We start from the raw sequence: 17,803 nt of genomic DNA on the forward strand, positions 1-17,803 counted from the left end.
GGTGCGGTCTAGCCGCCGAAGCGAGCGACGAAGTCGCCTGCCGGTATGGGTTGGCCAAGGTGATGGCCCTGGCCGAAATCGCAGCCCATCCCCGCCAGCAACGCCTGGGTTGCCGGATCCTCGATACCCTCGGCCACGGTCACCAGATCGAGATGGTGGGCCATGTCGATGATTGCGCGCATCAACTTGGCGCCACGCGCATCGCCCTCGAGCCCGCGCACCAGCGAGATGTCGATCTTCAGCTCGGTCGCCTGGAATTTGCGCAGGTAGGCGATGCTGGCATAGCCGGTGCCGAAGTCATCGATCGCGACGCCGAGGCCACGATCGCGCAGGCGGCGAAGCACGCGCACGGTCTGCTCCAGGTCGTTCACCAGCGCCGTCTCGGTCACCTCGGCGACGATACGCTCGGGCGCGATGCCCCAGATCTCCAGTGCACCGGTCAGCTTCTCGACCAGCCCGGGCTGGTCGAACACCCGCGGTGAGAGGTTGATCGAGAACTTCATCCCCACCGACGAGCGCAGCTGTGCCACATGCCGCAGGGTGGCGTTGATGCTCCAATGAGTGAGCGGCCCGATCAGTCCGCTCTGCTCGGCGAACGGCACGAAATCCGCGGGCGAGATACCCACCCGGCCGCCACCCGCCGGCCAGCGCGCGAGCGATTCGGCCCCCACCACCCCGCCGCCCTGCAGATCGAGGATCGGCTGCAGGAACACCGCCAGCCGGTTGCCCTCGATGGCATCGTGAAGCTCACCGTAGCGCACCACCACCGGATCGCTGGCGCCGTCATGGATCGCGTGCTGCTCACCCAGCCGCAGCGCTTCGTCCAGTGCCGCGTCCGCTCGCAACAGGACCGCCTCGGGACCGTCGCCATGGTCTGGATACAGTGCGATACCCATGACCGGCCGGGCCCGCCAGGGCTCGCCCCGCCCGACCACCGGCTGCTCGAACACCTGCATCAGCCGGGTCACCGCCAACAATGCATGCTGGGCATTGCGCATGCCCGGAAGCAGCAGGGCGAAGCGGTCCTCGCCGATCTGCAGCGCCGTGTCCAGCGGACGCAGCACGTCGGCAATCAGCCTCAGCACCTGCTCGACTGCCGCGTCACCGGCGGCGTAGCCGAACCGCAGCCGCCGCTCGCGCAGCCCCTCGACCTGGAGCACGACCGCAGCTATGCGATCCTCTCCCGCGAGCGCCAGGATCGCGGCTTCGAAAGCCGACCGCAGCGCATCCCGATTCAGCAAGCAGTGGCTCCCCGCACGCCCCGGTCGGCGCCTCCCTGCAGGAAGAGGTCGGCGGTATCGATGCCGTACTCGCCCGGCGCCAGGCCCCGGCGGATGTGGACCTGCGGCTTGCCCTCGGGCTGGTTCATCAGGTCCATCACCTGGAAGGTGGTCAGCGCCAGCTTGTCCGGCGTACTCAGGATCACCACCCGCGGCGTCAGCCGGCGCGCCTGGTTCTGCGCCAGCACCACTGCGACCTCGCCGGTGGTCAGCTCGACCATCGAGCCGGTGGGGTAGACGCCCAGGCAGACCTGGAACTGCTCGACCAGCTCGGCCTGGAACTGGGTTCCCTTGGCCGCGTAGATCGCGCGCAGGGCCTGGTGGCGGGACACCGCCGGCCGGTAGGTGTGCTCGCTGATCATCGAATGGTAGGCGTCGATGATCGACAGCATGCGACCGGCCAGCGGAATCTCCACGCCGGCCAGCCCGGCCGGGTAGCCCTGGCCGTCGTGTCGCTCGTGGTGGGTGCGGACGATGTCGATCACGTCGGCATCGCGCAGCTCAGATGCATGGAGGATATCCAGGCCGTGGGCCACGTGCTGGCGGATCTGCTCCATCTCTTCCGCGCTCGGCCTGCCGGGGTGCGTCAGCAACTCCGCCGGCACCCGCGCCTTGCCCACGTCCATCAGCAGACCGCCTGCGGCGAGGCTGACGATGGTCTCTTCGGCGAAGCCCATGTGCCGGCCGAACAGCGCGGCCAGCACGCTGCAGTGGATGGCGTGGTTGTAGGAATAACTGTCGCGGCGGCGCAGGCCCTCGACCCAGAAGAACGCATCGGCGCTGCGCAGCACGCTGGCGACCAGTGGGCGCACGGCCTGCTCGACGCTTTCCACCGGCAGCTCGCGCCCCTGCATCACGTCGTCGAAGACCCGGTCGACCAGGGTAGACGCCTGCTCCATCGCCTCGCGGGCGCGCGGCAGTTCCTCGGCGAAGTCCACCTCGTCGCGATAGCCGATGCGTGCCTGGAAGCGAGCCTCGGGCAGCTCGGTGCGGTTGAGGATCTTCAGCGGGACGTTGTCGATAATCACCTGCCGGCGTGCATCGACGTAGACGAAACGGCAAAGTTCGCGGAGCTTGTCGATGTCCTCCAGCGAACGCACCTCCAGCCCCTGCAACGGGAACGGGGTCTGCTCCCACGGCAGATCGAGCCGCGAGACGTACATGCCGAGCTTGACATCGGCGACGTCGATGCAGCGTTCTTCCAGTTCAAACGCCATGACGTACACCGCGGGCGAGCCCGTGCCGCGGACCGGCCCCGCGGCGCGGACCGTCCACGTTGCCCGACGATGTCGTCGCGCGCGCGACGGTCACCGGGAGACGTAGTCCGGACAAATGCGACGACAAGACCAGATGCATCGAGCTCAAAGGCAGGAATTCCCCTCGGCTGGCCGGCCTGCATCACCCGGGCGCTACGGCCGCCGTCCGCCTAAGGTGGCCCACAATGCGCGCCGGTTCAAGCGGTAACGCGGCGTCGGGAAAAATCAGTTCGAGCAGAGACTTGCCGGTGATCGGCAGGAAAACGGTTTCGCAACGCCGGCGCCTCCCCGGCTTCCGCGGACGGGCGCTGACGCTAGACTGGCATTTTTCGCCCGGGCCTCGCCGCCGATGACCTCCACCGAACGCGCCAACGAACGCCTCGCCTGGCTGCGCCGCACGCTCGGCGACGACCGCCTCACGCTGGAGAGCGCATCGTCCGACGCCAGCTTCCGCAGCTACTGGCGTACCCGCCACGACGGCCGCAGCTGGATCGTGATGGATTCGCCACCGGCCCTGGAGGATCCGGCGCCGTGGCTGGCGATCGGACGCCGCCTTGCCGACGCCGGCCTGCATGTGCCCGCGGTGCATGAAGCCGACCTCGCGCAGGGCTTCCTGCTGATCGAGGATCTCGGCACCCGTACCTACCTGCCGGAATTGAACGAAGGCTCGGTCGAACAGCTCTACGGTGCCGCGCTCGACGCGCTGCTGCGCATCCAGACCCGCATGGGTACCACGGACCTGGCCCACTACGACCGTGCGTTCCTGGCCCGCGAGCTGGCGATCCTGCCGGAATGGTTTCTCGGCCGGCACCTGGGCGTGACGCCCGACGACGATGAGCTGGAAACGCTGGAGGAAGCCTTCGGCGTGCTGCTGGACAGCGCGCTGGCGCAGCCGACCGTGTTCGTGCACCGCGACTTCCACAGCCGCAACCTGCTGGTGATCGACGACGACACGCCGCTGGCCAGCCCCGGCATCATCGATTTCCAGGGCGCGTTGGCCGGCCCGATCGCCTACGACCTCGCCTCGCTGCTGCGCGACTGCTACATCGCCTGGCCGCGCGAGCGCGTCGAGGCCTGGGTCGAGGCCTATCGCGAGCGCCTGCACGGCGCCGGGCTGATCGACGACGAGGTCGATACCGCCACCTTCCTGCGCTGGTTCGACCTGATCGGCCTGCAGCGTCACCTGAAGGTGCTGGGCATCTTCTGCCGGCTCGCCTACCGCGACGGCAAGCGCGGCTACCTGGCCGACCTGCCCCGCGTATCCGACTACGTGATCGACATCGCCGGCAGCTACCCCGAACTGCAGCCGATGGCCGACCTGCTGGCGCGACACGTCGGCGATCGCGACCTCACCACCCATCCGGTACCCGCATGAGGCATGCGCTGATCTTCGCCGCGGGCCTGGGCGAACGCATGCGCCCGCTCACCGACCGCACCCCCAAACCCCTGCTCGCGGTCGGCGGCAAGCCGCTGATCGTATGGCACCTGGAAAAGCTGGCGGCGCTCGGCGTGCACTATGTGGTGATCAACACCTCGCACCTGGCCGACCAGTTTCCCGAGGCGCTCGGTGACGGCGCGCGCTGGGGCCTGCGCATCCGCTACGCGTACGAGGGAGCGACGCCGCTGGAGACCGGCGGCGGCATGCTCAACGCACTGCCGCTGCTGGGGCCGGAACCGTTCCTGGCGATCAACGGCGACATCTGGGCCGACCTCGATCTCGCCCGCCTGCCCGCCGAGCCGCGCGGCGTGGCGCACCTGGTGATGGTGGACAACCCGCCCCACCATCCGGGGGGCGACTTTCACCTGGACGCCGACGGACACCTGCATGCCCGGGGCGAACCGCGCCTCACCTTTGCCGGCGTGGGGGTCTATCGCCGGGAGGTGCTCGATGGCTGGCAGGAGCATGCATCGACGACCCTGCCCGGCCAGCCGCCGCGCTTCCCGCTCGCGCCCCTGCTGCGCACCGCGATGGCCCGCGCCGCAGTGGACGGCATGCATCATCGCGGGCACTGGACCGACGTAGGCACGCCCGAGCGTCTGGCCGAGCTCGAGCGGGCCTTGTTCCCAGGCAGCCGCTAGGGCAATCGCGTCGTCGTTGCCGCCGCCGGGTAGCCGGCGGCCTGGATCGCCCGCACCGCCGCAGGCATCGCGCCCTCCCGGCCGGGTCGGACCGTCGCGGACATGCCTGCGTCCTGCACGGCCCGCACCGCGGCCGGCATCGGCGGCAGGCCCTGGGCAGCAGGCGTCGCCAGGCCAACTGGTGCCGCGCTTGCGGCCGACTCGTTGGCGGCAGAGCGCGACTCGACCACCGTCGGCGTCGACGGCGCGGTCACCGTCATCGCCGGCGCCACCGGCGAGGCGGCAAGCGAAGCGGCGATGGCCGGGGCGGCATCCGCCGTCGGCTGGGCCGAAGCGGCCGCTGCCGGCGCGCTGTCGGCCCCTTCCGGGGACTTGGCTGCCTCGGCCGCCTCGTGCGTCATCACGATGATGCTGATGCGCCGATTGATCGCCGCGCCGGGATCGTTCTTGTCGAACGGCACCGAATCGGCCAGGCCGACCACACGGGCGATCTTGCCGTTCTGCAGGCCACCCTCGATCAGTGCCCGTCGCGCGGCATTGGCGCGATCGGCGGAAAGCTCCCAGTTGCTGTAGTCGCGGCCGTTCGAATACGGCGCGTCGTCGGTGTGGCCGGAGATGCTGATCGGGTTCGGCACCTTGTTGATGAAACTGGCCAGCTCGTGAAGGATGTCGACGGTGTAGTCCTTCAGTCGCGCGCTGCCGAGATCGAACATCGGGCGGTTCTGCTTGTCCACGATCTGGATGCGCAGACCTTCGGAAGTGATGTCCAGCAGCAACTGGTCCTTGAACGGCGCCAGCGCCTGGCTCTTCTGGATGGCCGCATTGAGCTGCTGCATCAGGTCTTCCAGGCGCGCCTTTTCCTGCGCCTTGGCGAGCTTCTCCAGGTCCTCCTTGGAGGTCTGCGGCTTGGCATACCGGCGCTCGTTGCCCGGGCCCTTCGGAATGTCCATCGCACCGCCGAGCTTGATCATGCTGTCGCTGGCGCCGCCGGCGCCCACCTGCCCCGGTGGTGCGACCGTGGCCTGGCCCTGCTGCATGCTCGGGTTGTTGAAGTATTCGGCGATCGCCGCCTTCTGCTGCTTGGTGCCCTGGCCGAGCAGCCACATGACCAGAAAGAACGCCATCATCGCCGTCACGAAGTCGGCATAGGCGACTTTCCAGGCCCCACCGTGGTGTCCGCCGCTGATCCGCTTGATCTTGCGGACGACGATGACCGGTTCGCCCTGGTCCTCGCTCATGCCGCAGCGCCCTTGAGGTGCAGCTCGAGATCCTGGAAGCTCGGGCGGGACTGCGACGACAGCGACTTGCGCGCGAACTCCACCGCCACCTTGGGGTTGTAGCCGCGCAAGTTGGCGATCAGCGCCACCTTCACGCACTCGAACGCCTTGCTGTCCTCCTTCACCTTCGACTCCATCGCCTGCGCCAGCGGACCGATGAAGCCGTAGGCCAGCAGGATGCCGAGGAAGGTGCCGACCAGCGCGGCGGCGATGTGCTCGCCGATGGCGGAGGTGTCGCCACCGTTGAGCGAGCCCATCGTGATCACGATGCCGAGCACTGCCGCCACGATGCCGAAGCCGGGCATCGCGTCGGCCATCTTGGCCACCGCGTGCGCCGGGGCCTCGGCTTCGTGATGGTGGGTTTCCAGCTCGTAGTCGAGCAGCGGCTCGAGTTCGTGCGCGTTCATGCTGCCGCTGACCATCAGGCGCAGGCAATCGGTGATGAAATCGACGAGATGGTGCTCGCGGATCAACCGCGGATACTTGGTGAAGATCGGACTCTCTTCCGGGTTCTCGATGTGCGACTCGAGTGCCAGCAGGCCTTCCTTCCGCGCCACGCTGAAGATGTCGTAGAGCAGCGAGAGCAGGTCCACGTAGTCCTGCTTCTTGTATTTGGGTCCCTTGATAAGGCCGATGGCATCCTGGATCGATGCCTTGACGATCTTCGACGGATTGGCGCTGAGGAACGCGCCCAGCGCCCCGCCACCGATGATCAACAGCTCGTAGGGTTGCCACAGCGCGGCGAGATGTCCGTGGGACAGCACGAAACCGCCCACCACGGCGATAATCACGACCAGGGCACCGACGACGACAAGCATGTTCCATTCCGCCTTTGATTGAAGATGCCGTGACCCCGGCACCTTCCGTTTATCGGCGGACCTTTCGGCAAGTTGAGGCTTTTCGTGCGAACGGTTGCATGAACGTGCGCACAAAAGAAAAGCCCGGCATGAGCCGGGCTTTTCCGTTGCGGACCGCTGCGCCGATCAGGGACGGCGGGCCAGCTCCGGGTTCTCCTTGGTGACCGGCATCAGGTCCTTCTTCGACACGCCCAGCCACAGCAGGATCGGGCTGGCGACGAAGATCGAGGACAGCGTGCCGACCACGATGCCGATCAGCATCGTCACCGCGAAACCCTCCACCGCCGGGCCGCCGATGAAGTACAGCGCGGCCATGGTGATGCCAGTGAAAAGCGAAGTGATGATGGTTCGCGACAACGTGGTGTTGATCGAGCGGTTGAGGATCTCCTCCGGCTCGGCCTTGCGCGCGGAGCGGAACAGCTCGCGGATACGGTCGAACACCACCACCTTGTCGTTGATCGAGTAGCCGATCACCGCCAGCACCGAGGCCAGCACCGTCAGGTCGAACTCGCGCTGCACCAGGGCGATCACGCCCAGGGTGACCAGCACGTCATGCACCTCGGTGACCAGCGCGGCGATCGCGAAGCGCCGCTCGAATCGCATCCACAGGTACAGGCCGATACCGATGATCACGAAGATCGCCGCCACCGAACCGTCGCTCTTCACCTCGTCGCCCACGGCGGAGGTGACGAAGCTGTGGCTGGTCATGGTCACGCCGGGTGTCTCGGCCTTCAGCGCAGCGAGCACGTCGTTGGCCACCTTGTCGGCGGCGGCGGAGCTGGTCGCGCCGGTCTTGTCCGCGGCGGCGTCGGCGGTGTCCTCCTTGGCCTGCAGGCGGATCGACATCTGCCGCGAACCACCCAGGCTCTGCACCAGCGGGCTCTCGAAGCCGTGCTTCTGCAGCGCCGCGCGCACCTGGCCTACGTCGGTCGGCTGCGGATAGCTCACTTCCACCGAGATACCGCCGGTGAAGTCCAGCGCGTAGTTCAGGCCCTTGGTGAAGATCAGCCCGACCGACGCGATCATCAGCAGCACGGCCAGACCGATCGTGTACTTGCGGATGCCGAGGAAGTTGACGTTGGCGTTGTGATTGAAGATTTCCATGAACCATTCCTTCAAGGGATCCCGGCCATGGATGGCCGGTCGCGCCGCGGACCCGTCCGCTGCGCGGAGCCCGGTACGGACAGGTGCCGGACCGGACGAGTCGCCGGCCGCCCGGGACGGGCGGCCGGCGGCACAACAACTACACCGACAGCGTCTTGAGCTTGCGGTTGCCGTGGATCAGCGCGGTGATGGCATGGGTCACCGTGACCGAGGTGAACATCGAGGTCAGGATGCCGATCAGCAGCGTGACGCCGAAGCCGCGGATCGGACCCGAGCCCATCGTGGTCAGTGCCAGCGCGGCGATCAGGTGGGTGACGTTGGCATCGAGAATCGTTGCCCAGGCCTTCTCGTAGCCAGCGCGGATCGAGGCGTGCGGCGTCGAGCCGTTGCGCAGCTCTTCGCGTATGCGCTCGCAGATCAGCACGTTGGCGTCGATTGCCATGCCGAGGGTCAGCACGATACCGGCGATGCCCGGCATGGTCAGGGTCACGCCGATAAGCGACATCACCGCGACCAGGATCACCAGGTTGAAGAACAGCGCGATGTCCGCCACCAGGCCGAACAGCTTGTAGTAGATCGCCGCGGCCAGCAGCACCAGCGCCAGGCCCAGCATCACCGCCTTGAAGCCCTTGTTGATGTTGTCCTGGCCCAGACTCGGGCTCAGTGCCGACTCCGACACGATGTCCACCGGCGCGGCCAGCGAGCCGCCCTTGAGCAGCAGCGCCAGCTCGGAGGCTTCCTTCGGGCTGCCCAGGCCGGTGGTCTGGAAGTTCTTGCCGAACACGCCGTCGATGCGCGCGTCGCTGATCACTTCCTCGGTAACGCGCGGCGTACGCACTTCCTTGCCGTCGACGGTCTTGGTGTCGTACGTGGTCTCCACGTAGACCACCGCCATCGGCTTGCCGACGTTGTTGGTGGTGAAGTCCAGCATCCGCTTGGCGCCGGCCGCGGTCAGCGTGACATTCACCGTCGGCGTGCCGCTCTGCGGGTCGGTGCCGGAGGTGGCATTGGCCAGCTGGTCGCCGCTGACGATGAGCTGCTTGGCCACCAGCACCGGCTGGTGCGTACCGCGCATGTAGTACAGGCGCGCATTCGGCGGCACGTTGCCGGTCTTCGCGGCATCCACGGCCTGCGGATCCCCCGGATAACCGATGCCGGGGTGGTATTCCAGCGTGGCCACCGCGCCGATCACCTTCTTCGCCTCGGCCGGGTTCTGCATGCCGGCCAGCTCGACCACGATCTGGTTCTCGCCCTGCTGCTGGATCACCGGCTCGGACACACCCAGCGCGTTGACGCGGTTGCGCAACGTGCTGACGTTCTGCTTGATCGCCCCCAGCGCGATCTCCTGCAGCTTCTGCGGCTTGACCGCGGCGTTGAGCATGAAGCGGTCGCCACTGCTGTCGCCGTTGTTGACGTTGAGGTCGGGATACTCGCTGGCGATGTCGCTGGCCGCCGCGTTGCGGTCGGCATCCGAGCGCAGCGCGATGTTGATGCCGTTGCCGCGCCCCTTGGCGCGCGTCACCGACTCGTAGCGGATGTTCTTCTGCCGCAGCAGACTGCGGATGTCATCCGCGTAGCGCTCCTCCTGCTGGTCGATCACGCTGTTCTGGTCGACCGCCATCAGGAAGTGCACGCCACCCTGCAGATCCAGGCCCAGCGGCATCGACTTGGCGTGGATCGCGCGCAGCCAGGCCGGCACGGTCGGCGCCAGGTTCAGCGCGACGGTGTAGTTGTTGTTGTCGCCGAGCGCGGCCTTGATCACGTCGGAGGCCTTGGCCTGCACGTCCGCGTTCGAGAAGTTGGCCACCAGGTGATCGCCGTCGATCGCCAGTCCGGTGTAGGCGATCTTCTGCGCGGCCAGGGCGTCGGCCACCTTCTGCTGCACGCTGGCATCCAGCGGCGCGCCGTGGTTCGCCTGCACCTGCACCGCCGGCACCGGCGGGAAGGCGTTGGGCAGCGCGTAGATGATGCCGAACACCAAAGCCAGCGCGACCAGCGCGTATTTCCAGCGGGGGAAATCACTCATGCCTTGCATCCATCAAAGCCACCTGCGGCGGCGGCGGTAACGTAGAAACGGACGCGGCGCGCCCCAGGGGCGCGCCGCGCTTGTCGTCAGGAGGCCTTCAGCGAGCCCTTGGGCAGCACCTGGGAGATCGAGCCCTTCTGCACGCGCACCTTGACGTTGGGCGCGATCTCGACGGTGAGGAAGGCCTCGCCCACCTCTTCCACCCGGCCGGCGATGCCGCCGTTGGTGACCACTTCGTCGCCCTTGGCCAGCGCCGAGACCATCTGGCGGTGCTCCTTCTGGCGCTTCATCTGCGGGCGGATCATCAGGAAGTACATCACGCCGAACAGGACGATCAGCGGCAGGAAGGTCAGCAGCGGGTTCGCGGCCTGGCCGGCGGCCGGTGCGGCCTGGGCGATCACGGAGGTCATGGCAAAACTCATCTGTTTGTCCCGTAAGTGACGGCGCCAGCTGCTGTTTCCGCTGAACGCCCGATAAAAGATCCCGGATTATGCCATGCCCCCCGGGGGGCTGCACCGGAACCGGCCGACAGCCCCTCGCCGCCGGCATGCCGCTCCATGGAGCGCCAGCGGCACCGTTTGGTTCCCCGCCGGCGCGCCGGTCAGGCCTTCGCGCCCTGGCGCAGCGCGTAGAAGCGGGCGGTGAAATCGTCCAGCGTGCCGGCCTCGATCGCCCCGCGCAGCCCGGCCATCAGCCGCTGGTAGTGCCGCAGGTTGTGCATCGTGGCCAGCTGGCTGGCGAGGATCTCGTTGCAGCGATCCAGGTGGCGCAGGTAGGCGCGGCTGAAGCCGTTGGCGCAGGCGTAGCAGTCGCAGCCTTCCTCGATCACCCGGGTGTCGTCGGCGAACCTGGCATTGCGGATGCGCAGCGTGCCCTCGGGCACGAACAGGAAGCCATTGCGGGCGTTGCGGGTGGGCATCACGCAGTCGAACATGTCGATACCGCGGCGTACCGCCTCGACGATGTCCTCCGGCCGGCCCACGCCCATCAGGTAGCGCGGCTTGTCCGCCGGCAGCAGCGAGACGGTGAAATCCAGCGTGTGGTTGCGTTCGGCCTCCGGCTCGCCGACCGCCAGGCCACCGACCGCGTAGCCGTCGAAGCCGATGTTCACCAGCCCCTCGGCCGAACGCCGCCGCAGCGGTTCGTACACGCTGCCCTGCACGATGCCGAACAGATTGTTGGGATTCTTCAACTCGTCGAAGGCACGGCGCGAGCGCTCGGCCCAGCGCAGGCTCAGCTCCATCGAGTCGCTGGCCACTTTCTCGGTGGCCGGGTAAGGCGTGCACTCGTCGAAGATCATTGCGATGTCCGAGTCCAGCACGGTCTGGATCTTCATCGAGACTTCCGGCGACAGGAACACCTTGGAGCCGTCCACCGGCGAGGCGAAGGTCACGCCCTCCTCGGCCAGCTTGCGCTTGTGCGCCAGCGAGAACACCTGGAAACCGCCCGAATCGGTGAGAATCGGCTTGTTCCAGCCGATGAACTTGTGCAGCCCGCCGAACTTCTCGACGATCTCCAGCCCGGGGCGCAGGAACAGGTGGAAGGTGTTGCCGAGGATGATCTCGGCACCCACGTCGACGATGTCCCGCGGGGTCATCGCCTTGACCGAACCATAGGTACCCACCGGCATGAACGCCGGGGTCTGCACCGTGCCGCGCGCGAAGGTCAGCTGCCCGCGACGGGCCGCGCCGTCGGTGGCCTTGAGATCGAAAGTCAGGGAAGTCATCCGGCGCATTGTAGCCGGGCCGGGAGCCGCTCCGCCCGGTGCTGCCGGCGCGGCCGGCTATACTTGTCGGCCCACACGGCAAGCACAGGCGTCACATGCGCGAGGAACACGTCCGGGAACTGGTCGACCTGCTCGAACTGGAACGGCTCGAAGACAATCTGTTCCGCGGCCAGAGCCGGGACATCGGCACCCGCTTCGTGTTCGGCGGCCAGGTGCTGGGCCAGGCGCTGTCCGCCGCCCAGCGCACGGTGGATCCGCGTCGCGAGGCGCACTCGCTGCATGCCTATTTCCTGCGCGCCGGCGACATCGAGGCGCCGATCGTCTACAGCGTCGAGCGCACCCGCGACGGCGGCACGTTCTCCTCGCGCCGGGTGGTGGCGATCCAGCACGGCCAGCCGATCCTGAACGGCTCGATCTCGTTCCAGGAGCCGGAAAAGGGCTTCGAGCACCAGACGTCGATGCCCGAGGTGCCGTCCCCCGAGGACGTGGAGCCGATGCGTCATCTGTCGCCGGAGGAACTGGCCAAGCTGCCGGTGAAGCTGCAGCGCTGGCTGGGCATCGACGGCCCGTTCGAGTTCCGCCAGGTGTGGCCGCGCGACGACCTGCACCCTGTCAAGCGCCCGCCGATCCAGCACATCTGGTTCCGCCTGACCGCGCCGATCAGCGACGCGGCGATCCTGCATCGCGCCCTGCTCGCCTACGCCTCGGATTTCCACCTGATCGGCACGGCCACCCTGCCGCACGGCATCTCCTACATGACCCACAACGTGCAGATGGCCAGCCTCGACCATGCTCTGTGGTTCCACCGCCCGTTCCGTGTGGACGAGTGGCTGCTGTACTCGTTCGACAGCCCCACGGCGCAGGGCGCGCGCGGACTGGCCCGCGGCCAGATCTTCAGCCGCGACGGCCGCCTTATCGCCTCCACCGCGCAGGAAGGCCTGATCCGCCTGCGCGAAGGCTGAGCGGGACATCACCATGCGCCAGCTCTTCACCTCGCCCCACCAGGCCAACATCGACCGCCTCGTCGCCCTGCTCAGGGAACAGGGCATCGAATGCTCGGTACAGAACGTCTCGCGCTGGAACAAGCGCGCCCACCAGCGCTTCAGCTACCAGCAGCAGCGCGAGGGCCGCGAACAGTGGCCACAGGTGTGGGTGACCCATGCCGACGACTACACCCGTGCGCGCGAACTGCTGAAGGAGATCGGCCTGGAGCCGGTGATCCGCCATGGCGACGTGCTGGCCGAGGCGCGCAACCCCTCGCCGGTGGCCCAGCGCCGCGACACGGTGACCCGGGTGCGCCGGATCGTGCTGCTGGCGGTAGCCGGCGCCTTCCTGCTGGTGATGCTGCGTTACATGGGGCTGATCTGAGGCCGATGCCGGCCGCCTGACGGCCCCCCGGCGCCTAGCCGGGGCGTCCCGGCCGAACCCGCCGCCCGGGCGGTTGATCCGCATGCCGCGACGCGGCATAGAATCGAGCCATGCGCTCCGAACGCGTCCGCCTGTTCCAGACCCTGCCCCATGCCTGCGGCTATTTCGCCGAGCGCACGGCGCAGAACCTGGTCATCGACCCGGCTGCCCCGCAGCTGGACCAGCTGTATGGGCCGGCGCTGGAGCGCGGCTTCCGCCGGGCGGGCGGGCATCTCTACTACCCCAGTTGCCCGCAGTGCCAGGCCTGCACGCCCTGCCGCATCGACGTCGAGGGCTTCCGGCCGGACCGCGCGCAGAAGCGCTGCCTGCGCCGCAACGCGGATCTGGCCATCACCGAATCGATCCCGGGCTACAACGCCGAGCGCCACGCCCTGTACGAGCGCTACCTGCGCACCCGTCACGCCGGCGGCGGCATGGACGAGGCCGAGGCCAGCGACTTCCGCCGCTTCCTCACCGCGCCGTGGAGCCCGACCCTGTTCCTGGAGTTTCGCCAAGGCGCGCGGCTGCTCGGCGTGGCGGTGACCGACGTCTGCCTGACCGGCATCTCGGCCGTCTATACGTTTTTCGATCCCGAGGAGACCGCGCGCAGCCTGGGTACCTTCGCCATCCTGCAACAGGTGGACTTGGCGCGCCGGCGCGGCATCCCCTGGCTGTACCTGGGCTTCTGGATCGAAGGCCATCCGAAGATGGACTACAAGCGGCGATTCCGCCCGCTGCAGATCCGCGGGCCGGACGGCTGGAAGCCGATGGCCGAAGGCAGCGCGTCGTAGGAGCTCACCCTGTGAGCGACCGTCGTATCGACGCGGCATGCGGTCGCGCACGGGGTGCGCTCCTACAGAAGGTGCGCGGTTTCGATCGTCTATGCGCCGGAGCATCACAAGTGCCGCTTCCGTCCGTTGCAGATCCGCGGCTCGGACAGGTACGAGGAGCCGAGCGAGACCGCGGCTATCGGCGCGCGGGGGGCTACGGATAGGGAAACAACTTGACCAGCGGCACCGAGATGCCATCGTCGCCCATCACGCGACAGTGCGTGCGGTCGAGCTGGCGCGGATCGTCCAGCCCGCAGCTGTGCGCGATGATGCCCACCTCGTGCATCACGTTGCGCGCATAGTTGGCCACCTTGTCACGCTTGTCCATCACCACCAGCCCGCGCTGCAGCTTCGGGTTCTGCGTGGTGATGCCGGTCGGGCAGGTGTTGCGGTTGCACTGCAGCGACTGGATGCAACCCAGCGACAGCATGAAACCGCGCGCCGAATTGACGAAGTCCGCGCCCATTGCCAGCGCCCAGGCCACGTCGTAGGCGGTGATGCACTTGCCCGAGCAGATCACCTTGATGCGCTCGCGCAGTCCACGCGCGATCAGCGTATTGACCAGTTCCGGCAACGCTTCGCGCAGCGGCAGGCCGACGCCTTCCATCAGGGTCTGCGGCGCCGCGCCGGTGCCGCCCTCGGCGCCGTCGACGATGATGAAATCCGGCGCGCTCTCGATGCCTCGACGATCGACCTCGTCGCACAGCTGCTCGATCCACGCCATGCCGCCGAACACTGCCTTGAAACCGGTCGGCTTGCCGGTGAGCTCGCGGATGTGCGCGGTGGCGTCCATCAGCTCGGCGACGTTGCCAATGTCCAGGTGGCGATTCGGGCTCTGCGAATCGGTGCCGACCGGGATGCCGCGGATCGCGGCGATCTCCGGCGTCACCTTGGCCGCCGGCAGCAGGCCGCCCATGCCGGGCTTGGCACCCTGGCCGAGCTTGATCGAGACCATCTTCACCTGCTCGTGGGCGCACACCGCCCTGAGCTTGTCGTCGTCCAGCTTGCCGTCCGGCGTACGCACGCCGTACTTGGCCGTGCCGATCTCGAAGACGATGTCGCAGCCGCCCTCCAGGTGGTACGGCGCCAGCCCACCCTCGCCGGTATCCATCCAGATGCCGGCCTGCGCCGCACCCTGCGACAGCGCACGCACCGCTGGCGCCGACAGCGCGCCGAAGCTCATCGCCGAGATGTTGAAGAAGGCCGCATGGTCATAGGGCTCGCGGGCGTAGGGACCGATCCGCAGCGGCTTCGGCTTGACGTGGCGATCGCCGAGCGCGGGAAACGGTGCGTTGACGAAGAACGGCTCGCCCTCGGCGTGCAGGTCGCGGGTGGAGCCGAACGCGTTGGTGTTCTCCGCGTTCTTCGCCGCGCGGTACACCCACACCCGCTCGGCGCGGTTGAACGGCAACTCCTCGCGGTCGCTGGAATACAGGTACTGACGGAAGAACTCGCCCAGGCGCAGGAAGCCGTAGCGGAAGTGTCCGATCACCGGGAAGTTGCGCAACACCGAATTGGACGTCTGGTTGCGGTCGACAAACCAGGTCACCAGCACCACCAGCACCGCAGCCACCAGCAGCAGCAGGGTCAGCGCGGCGAACACCTCCACCACCACGACCAGCCAATGTGCGAATCCAGACGTCTCCATCCCTGCCTCCGTTGTCTTGCGTGGGTTTGCGCGGGGTGCGCGCGATCAGTCCTGCGGCAGCTCCACCTTGAGTGCCGCGGCGGCGCGGATCGCCTTGGCCTTGGCCGCCTCGATGCTCTCGTCGCGGGCCAGCGTCACCGCCATGCGCCGGCGCCCCTTCACCGCCGGCTTGCCGAAGATGCGCAGCTGGGTGTCCGGCTCGGCCAGCGCCTCGGCCACGCCGAAGTACTGCGGCGCCACGCCCTCGCCTTCCACCAGCTTCGCGCAGGAGGCGGACGGACCGAGCTGGCGGATCACCGGCACCGGCAGGCCGAGGATGGCCCGTGCATGCAGCGCGAACTCGGACAGGTCCTGCGAGACCAGGGTGACCAGGCCGGTGTCGTGCGGCCGCGGACTCACCTCGGAGAAGATCACCGCGTCGCCCCTGACGAAGAATTCCACGCCGAACACGCCCCAGCCGCCCAGCGCTGCGGTAATCGCTTCGGCCTGCCGCTGCGCATCGGCCAGCGCGGCCTCGCTCATCGGCTGCGGCTGCCAGGACTCGCGGTAGTCGCCGTCTTCCTGGCGGTGGCCGATCGGCGCGCAGAAACTGGTGCCGTCGCGGTGGCGCACGGTCAGCAGGGTGATCTCGTAGTCGAAATCGACGAAGCCCTCGACAATCACCCGACCCTTGCCGGCGCGGCCGCCGGACTGCGCGTAGTCCCAGGCGGCCTGCAGCTGCGAGGCGTCGCGCACCACGCTCTGGCCCTTGCCGGACGAGCTCATCACCGGCTTGATCACGAACGGGAAGCCGAGCGCGTCGGCCGCGGCGCGGTACTGCGCCTCGTCGTCGCAGAAGCGGTAACGGGAGGTCGGCAGCTGCAGCTCTTCGGCAGCCAGCCGGCGGATACCTTCGCGGTCCATCGTCAGCCACGCCGCGCGTGCGGTCGGGATCACCTTCAGCCCGCCCTGCTCCAGTTCCACCAGGGTCGGTGTGTGGATCGCCTCGATCTCCGGCACCACCAGGTCCGGCTGCTCCTGCTCGATCACCGCACGCAGGGCCGCACCGTCGAGCATGTCGATCACGTGGCTGCGATGCGCCACCTGCATCGCCGGCGCATCGGCGTAGCGGTCCACCGCGATCACCTCCACCGCGAAGCGCTGCAGTTCGATCGCCACCTCCTTGCCCAACTCGCCGGACCCGAGCAGGAGCACGCGCAGCGCGCGGCGGGAGAGAGGTGTACCGAACGGCTTCATGGGCAGGGCTCTAGCTGGGGATAACGCTCCATTCTAGATGCCTGTCGCTTCCGCGACGGTATAGGCCTCCCGGGACAATGCCGGCACCCGCACCAGGCTGCGAGCGGAGATCTTTCCGGAGAGGCACTTGAAATAGATATCTTTTTGATATCAAATTCCCCTAAACCAAGGGAGACAGGTGTCATGAACGAGCGTCAGGGATTTTCCGTAGCAGGCATACCGTTCGTGGTGGTGTGCCTGGTACTGGCTGGTTTCGGCATCAGCCAGCTGATCGGCCTGAAGGATGGCGGCGCCCCGGGGACGCCGCTGTTCGTGGGCGTTGGACTGCTGGTGCTGGACGGCTTGCTGGTCAGGGGTTTCTTCCAGGTCGCGCCGAACGAGGGCCAGGTGCTGCAGCTGTTCGGCAAGTACGCCGGCACGGTGCGCGACGAGGGCCTGCGCTGGACCAACCCGTTCTACAGCCGCCGCCGTGTCTCGCTGCGCGTGCGCAACTTCGAGAGCGGCAAGCTGAAGGTCAACGACAACGACGGCAATCCGATCGAGATCGCCGCGGTGGTGGTGTGGCAGGTGCTGGACACGGCCGAGGCGGTGTTCTGCGTGGACGACTACGAGAACTTCGTGCACATCCAGAGCGAGTCGGCGCTGCGCCAGATGGCGCAGAACTACCCATACGATGCGCACGACGACAACAAGCCCTCGCTGCGCAGCCACGGCGAGGTGATCAACAACCACCTGCGCGACGAGATCCAGGCGCGGCTGGAGAAGGCCGGCGTGCAGGTGATCGAGGCGCGCATCAGCCATCTGGCCTACGCGCAGGAGATCGCCCAGGCGATGCTGCAGCGCCAGCAGGCCAACGCGATCGTCGCCGCACGCGAGCGCATCGTCGAGGGCGCCGTGGGCATGGTGGCGATGGCGCTGGACAAGCTGCGCGAACAGGGCGTGGTGGAGCTGGACGAGGAGCGCAAGGCGGCCATGGTCAGCAACCTGCTGGTGGTGCTGTGCGGCGACCGCGCGACCCAGCCGGTGGTCAACGCCGGCAGCCTCTACAACTGATCGACGGAGCCAACCATGTACGCC

16 protein-coding genes are annotated in these 17,803 nt (G+C 67.8%); 6 read left to right on the forward strand and 10 right to left on the reverse strand.

The window, feature by feature from the left end; translation table 11 throughout:
- Nucleotides 1-8: 8 nt before the first annotated feature.
- Together ATSB10_RS08725 and ATSB10_RS08730 are read right to left on the reverse strand one after the other, a co-directional pair.
- Nucleotides 9-1,241: a phosphodiesterase gene (locus tag ATSB10_RS08725; protein WP_063672174.1), complete on the reverse strand. Its 1,233-nt coding sequence runs from the start codon at nt 1,239-1,241 to the stop codon at nt 9-11.
- Nucleotides 1,235-2,497 (reverse strand): HD-GYP domain-containing protein, encoded by a 1,263-nt coding sequence (locus ATSB10_RS08730; protein WP_063672178.1) that lies wholly within the window; start codon nt 2,495-2,497, stop codon nt 1,235-1,237. Before ATSB10_RS08730 ends, ATSB10_RS08725 begins: the two co-directional genes overlap by 7 nt.
- A gap of 388 nt (nt 2,498-2,885) precedes the next feature.
- Here ATSB10_RS08730 and ATSB10_RS08735 point away from each other — a divergent pair, with 388 nt between their 5' ends.
- Together ATSB10_RS08735 and murU are read left to right on the forward strand one after the other, a co-directional pair.
- Nucleotides 2,886-3,911: an aminoglycoside phosphotransferase family protein gene (locus ATSB10_RS08735; protein WP_063672180.1), complete on the forward strand. Its 1,026-nt coding sequence runs from the start codon at nt 2,886-2,888 to the stop codon at nt 3,909-3,911.
- Nucleotides 3,908-4,615, forward strand: coding sequence for an N-acetylmuramate alpha-1-phosphate uridylyltransferase MurU (gene murU, locus ATSB10_RS08740; RefSeq protein ID WP_063672182.1), 708 nt, complete (start codon nt 3,908-3,910; stop codon nt 4,613-4,615). The genes ATSB10_RS08735 and murU overlap by 4 nt, the downstream gene beginning before the upstream one ends.
- On the opposite strand, the gene motB is transcribed toward murU, so the two are convergent.
- From motB to tgt, 6 genes are all read right to left on the reverse strand, one after another.
- Complete coding sequence (gene motB, locus ATSB10_RS08745) at nt 4,612-5,853, reverse strand: flagellar motor protein MotB (protein WP_063672183.1); 1,242 nt, start codon at nt 5,851-5,853, stop codon at nt 4,612-4,614. The two genes, murU and motB, sit on opposite strands and share 4 nt — an antisense overlap.
- Nucleotides 5,850-6,710 (reverse strand): flagellar motor stator protein MotA, encoded by an 861-nt coding sequence (gene motA, locus ATSB10_RS08750; RefSeq protein ID WP_063672185.1) that lies wholly within the window; start codon nt 6,708-6,710, stop codon nt 5,850-5,852. Before motA ends, motB begins: the two co-directional genes overlap by 4 nt.
- Before the next feature lie 165 nt (nt 6,711-6,875).
- Nucleotides 6,876-7,853 carry a protein translocase subunit SecF gene (gene secF, locus ATSB10_RS08755; protein ID WP_063672187.1) on the reverse strand — a complete coding sequence of 326 codons (978 nt, stop codon included), beginning with the start codon at nt 7,851-7,853 and terminating at the stop codon, nt 6,876-6,878.
- 139 nt (nt 7,854-7,992) lie between these two features.
- Nucleotides 7,993-9,879: a protein translocase subunit SecD gene (gene secD, locus ATSB10_RS08760; RefSeq protein WP_017461309.1), complete on the reverse strand. Its 1,887-nt coding sequence runs from the start codon at nt 9,877-9,879 to the stop codon at nt 7,993-7,995.
- An 86-nt stretch (nt 9,880-9,965) separates the two neighbouring features.
- Entirely contained in the window at nt 9,966-10,301 is a 336-nt protein-coding gene (yajC, locus tag ATSB10_RS08765) for a preprotein translocase subunit YajC (RefSeq protein WP_063672189.1), read from the reverse strand.
- 179 nt (nt 10,302-10,480) lie between these two features.
- Nucleotides 10,481-11,605: a tRNA guanosine(34) transglycosylase Tgt gene (gene tgt / locus ATSB10_RS08770; RefSeq protein WP_063672191.1), complete on the reverse strand. Its 1,125-nt coding sequence runs from the start codon at nt 11,603-11,605 to the stop codon at nt 10,481-10,483.
- Between the two features lie 95 nt (nt 11,606-11,700).
- On the opposite strand from tgt, the gene tesB reads away from it, so the two are divergent.
- The 3 genes from tesB (at nt 11,701) to ATSB10_RS08785 (ending at nt 13,803) form a co-directional block, all read left to right on the forward strand.
- On the forward strand, nt 11,701-12,567 hold the full coding sequence (gene tesB / locus ATSB10_RS08775; RefSeq protein WP_063672193.1) for an acyl-CoA thioesterase II: 867 nt from the start codon (nt 11,701-11,703) through the stop codon (nt 12,565-12,567).
- A gap of 13 nt (nt 12,568-12,580) precedes the next feature.
- Nucleotides 12,581-12,973 (forward strand): putative signal transducing protein, encoded by a 393-nt coding sequence (locus tag ATSB10_RS08780; RefSeq protein WP_063672195.1) that lies wholly within the window; start codon nt 12,581-12,583, stop codon nt 12,971-12,973.
- Nucleotides 12,974-13,083: 110 nt separating this feature from the next.
- Entirely contained in the window at nt 13,084-13,803 is a 720-nt protein-coding gene (locus ATSB10_RS08785) for an arginyltransferase (protein WP_063672197.1), read from the forward strand.
- Between the two features lie 193 nt (nt 13,804-13,996).
- On the opposite strand, the gene ATSB10_RS08790 is transcribed toward ATSB10_RS08785, so the two are convergent.
- Both ATSB10_RS08790 and purT read right to left on the reverse strand, forming a co-directional pair.
- The gene (locus tag ATSB10_RS08790; protein ID WP_063672200.1) at nt 13,997-15,490 is read right to left on the reverse strand and encodes an FMN-binding glutamate synthase family protein; all 1,494 of its coding nucleotides are present in this window, start codon (nt 15,488-15,490) and stop codon (nt 13,997-13,999) included.
- 45 nt (nt 15,491-15,535) lie between these two features.
- Nucleotides 15,536-16,726 carry a formate-dependent phosphoribosylglycinamide formyltransferase gene (purT, locus tag ATSB10_RS08795; protein WP_063672202.1) on the reverse strand — a complete coding sequence of 397 codons (1,191 nt, stop codon included), beginning with the start codon at nt 16,724-16,726 and terminating at the stop codon, nt 15,536-15,538.
- Nucleotides 16,727-16,909: 183 nt separating this feature from the next.
- Here purT and ATSB10_RS08800 point away from each other — a divergent pair, with 183 nt between their 5' ends.
- Nucleotides 16,910-17,779 (forward strand): SPFH domain-containing protein, encoded by an 870-nt coding sequence (locus ATSB10_RS08800; protein WP_063672204.1) that lies wholly within the window; start codon nt 16,910-16,912, stop codon nt 17,777-17,779.
- Nucleotides 17,780-17,803: the final 24 nt, after the last annotated feature.

Source organism: Dyella thiooxydans, from assembly GCF_001641285.1.
Classification (GTDB): Bacteria; Pseudomonadota; Gammaproteobacteria; order Xanthomonadales; family Rhodanobacteraceae; genus Dyella_A; species Dyella_A thiooxydans.

Coding starts and splice junctions, on each gene's coding strand:
- motB (WP_063672183.1), bottom strand. CDS start 5,853: ATGAGCGAGGACCAGGGCGAACCGGTCATCGTCGTCCGCAAGATCAAG.
- ATSB10_RS08790 (WP_063672200.1), bottom strand. CDS start 15,490: ATGGAGACGTCTGGATTCGCACATTGGCTGGTCGTGGTGGTGGAGGTG.
- ATSB10_RS08735 (WP_063672180.1), top strand. CDS start 2,886: ATGACCTCCACCGAACGCGCCAACGAACGCCTCGCCTGGCTGCGCCGC.
- secD (WP_017461309.1), bottom strand. CDS start 9,879: ATGAGTGATTTCCCCCGCTGGAAATACGCGCTGGTCGCGCTGGCTTTG.
- yajC (WP_063672189.1), bottom strand. CDS start 10,301: ATGAGTTTTGCCATGACCTCCGTGATCGCCCAGGCCGCACCGGCCGCC.
- motA (WP_063672185.1), bottom strand. CDS start 6,710: ATGCTTGTCGTCGTCGGTGCCCTGGTCGTGATTATCGCCGTGGTGGGC.
- ATSB10_RS08785 (WP_063672197.1), top strand. CDS start 13,084: ATGCGCTCCGAACGCGTCCGCCTGTTCCAGACCCTGCCCCATGCCTGC.
- murU (WP_063672182.1), top strand. CDS start 3,908: ATGAGGCATGCGCTGATCTTCGCCGCGGGCCTGGGCGAACGCATGCGC.
- secF (WP_063672187.1), bottom strand. CDS start 7,853: ATGGAAATCTTCAATCACAACGCCAACGTCAACTTCCTCGGCATCCGC.
- tesB (WP_063672193.1), top strand. CDS start 11,701: ATGCGCGAGGAACACGTCCGGGAACTGGTCGACCTGCTCGAACTGGAA.
- tgt (WP_063672191.1), bottom strand. CDS start 11,605: ATGACTTCCCTGACTTTCGATCTCAAGGCCACCGACGGCGCGGCCCGT.
- ATSB10_RS08780 (WP_063672195.1), top strand. CDS start 12,581: ATGCGCCAGCTCTTCACCTCGCCCCACCAGGCCAACATCGACCGCCTC.
- purT (WP_063672202.1), bottom strand. CDS start 16,726: ATGAAGCCGTTCGGTACACCTCTCTCCCGCCGCGCGCTGCGCGTGCTC.
- ATSB10_RS08800 (WP_063672204.1), top strand. CDS start 16,910: ATGAACGAGCGTCAGGGATTTTCCGTAGCAGGCATACCGTTCGTGGTG.
- ATSB10_RS08730 (WP_063672178.1), bottom strand. CDS start 2,497: ATGGCGTTTGAACTGGAAGAACGCTGCATCGACGTCGCCGATGTCAAG.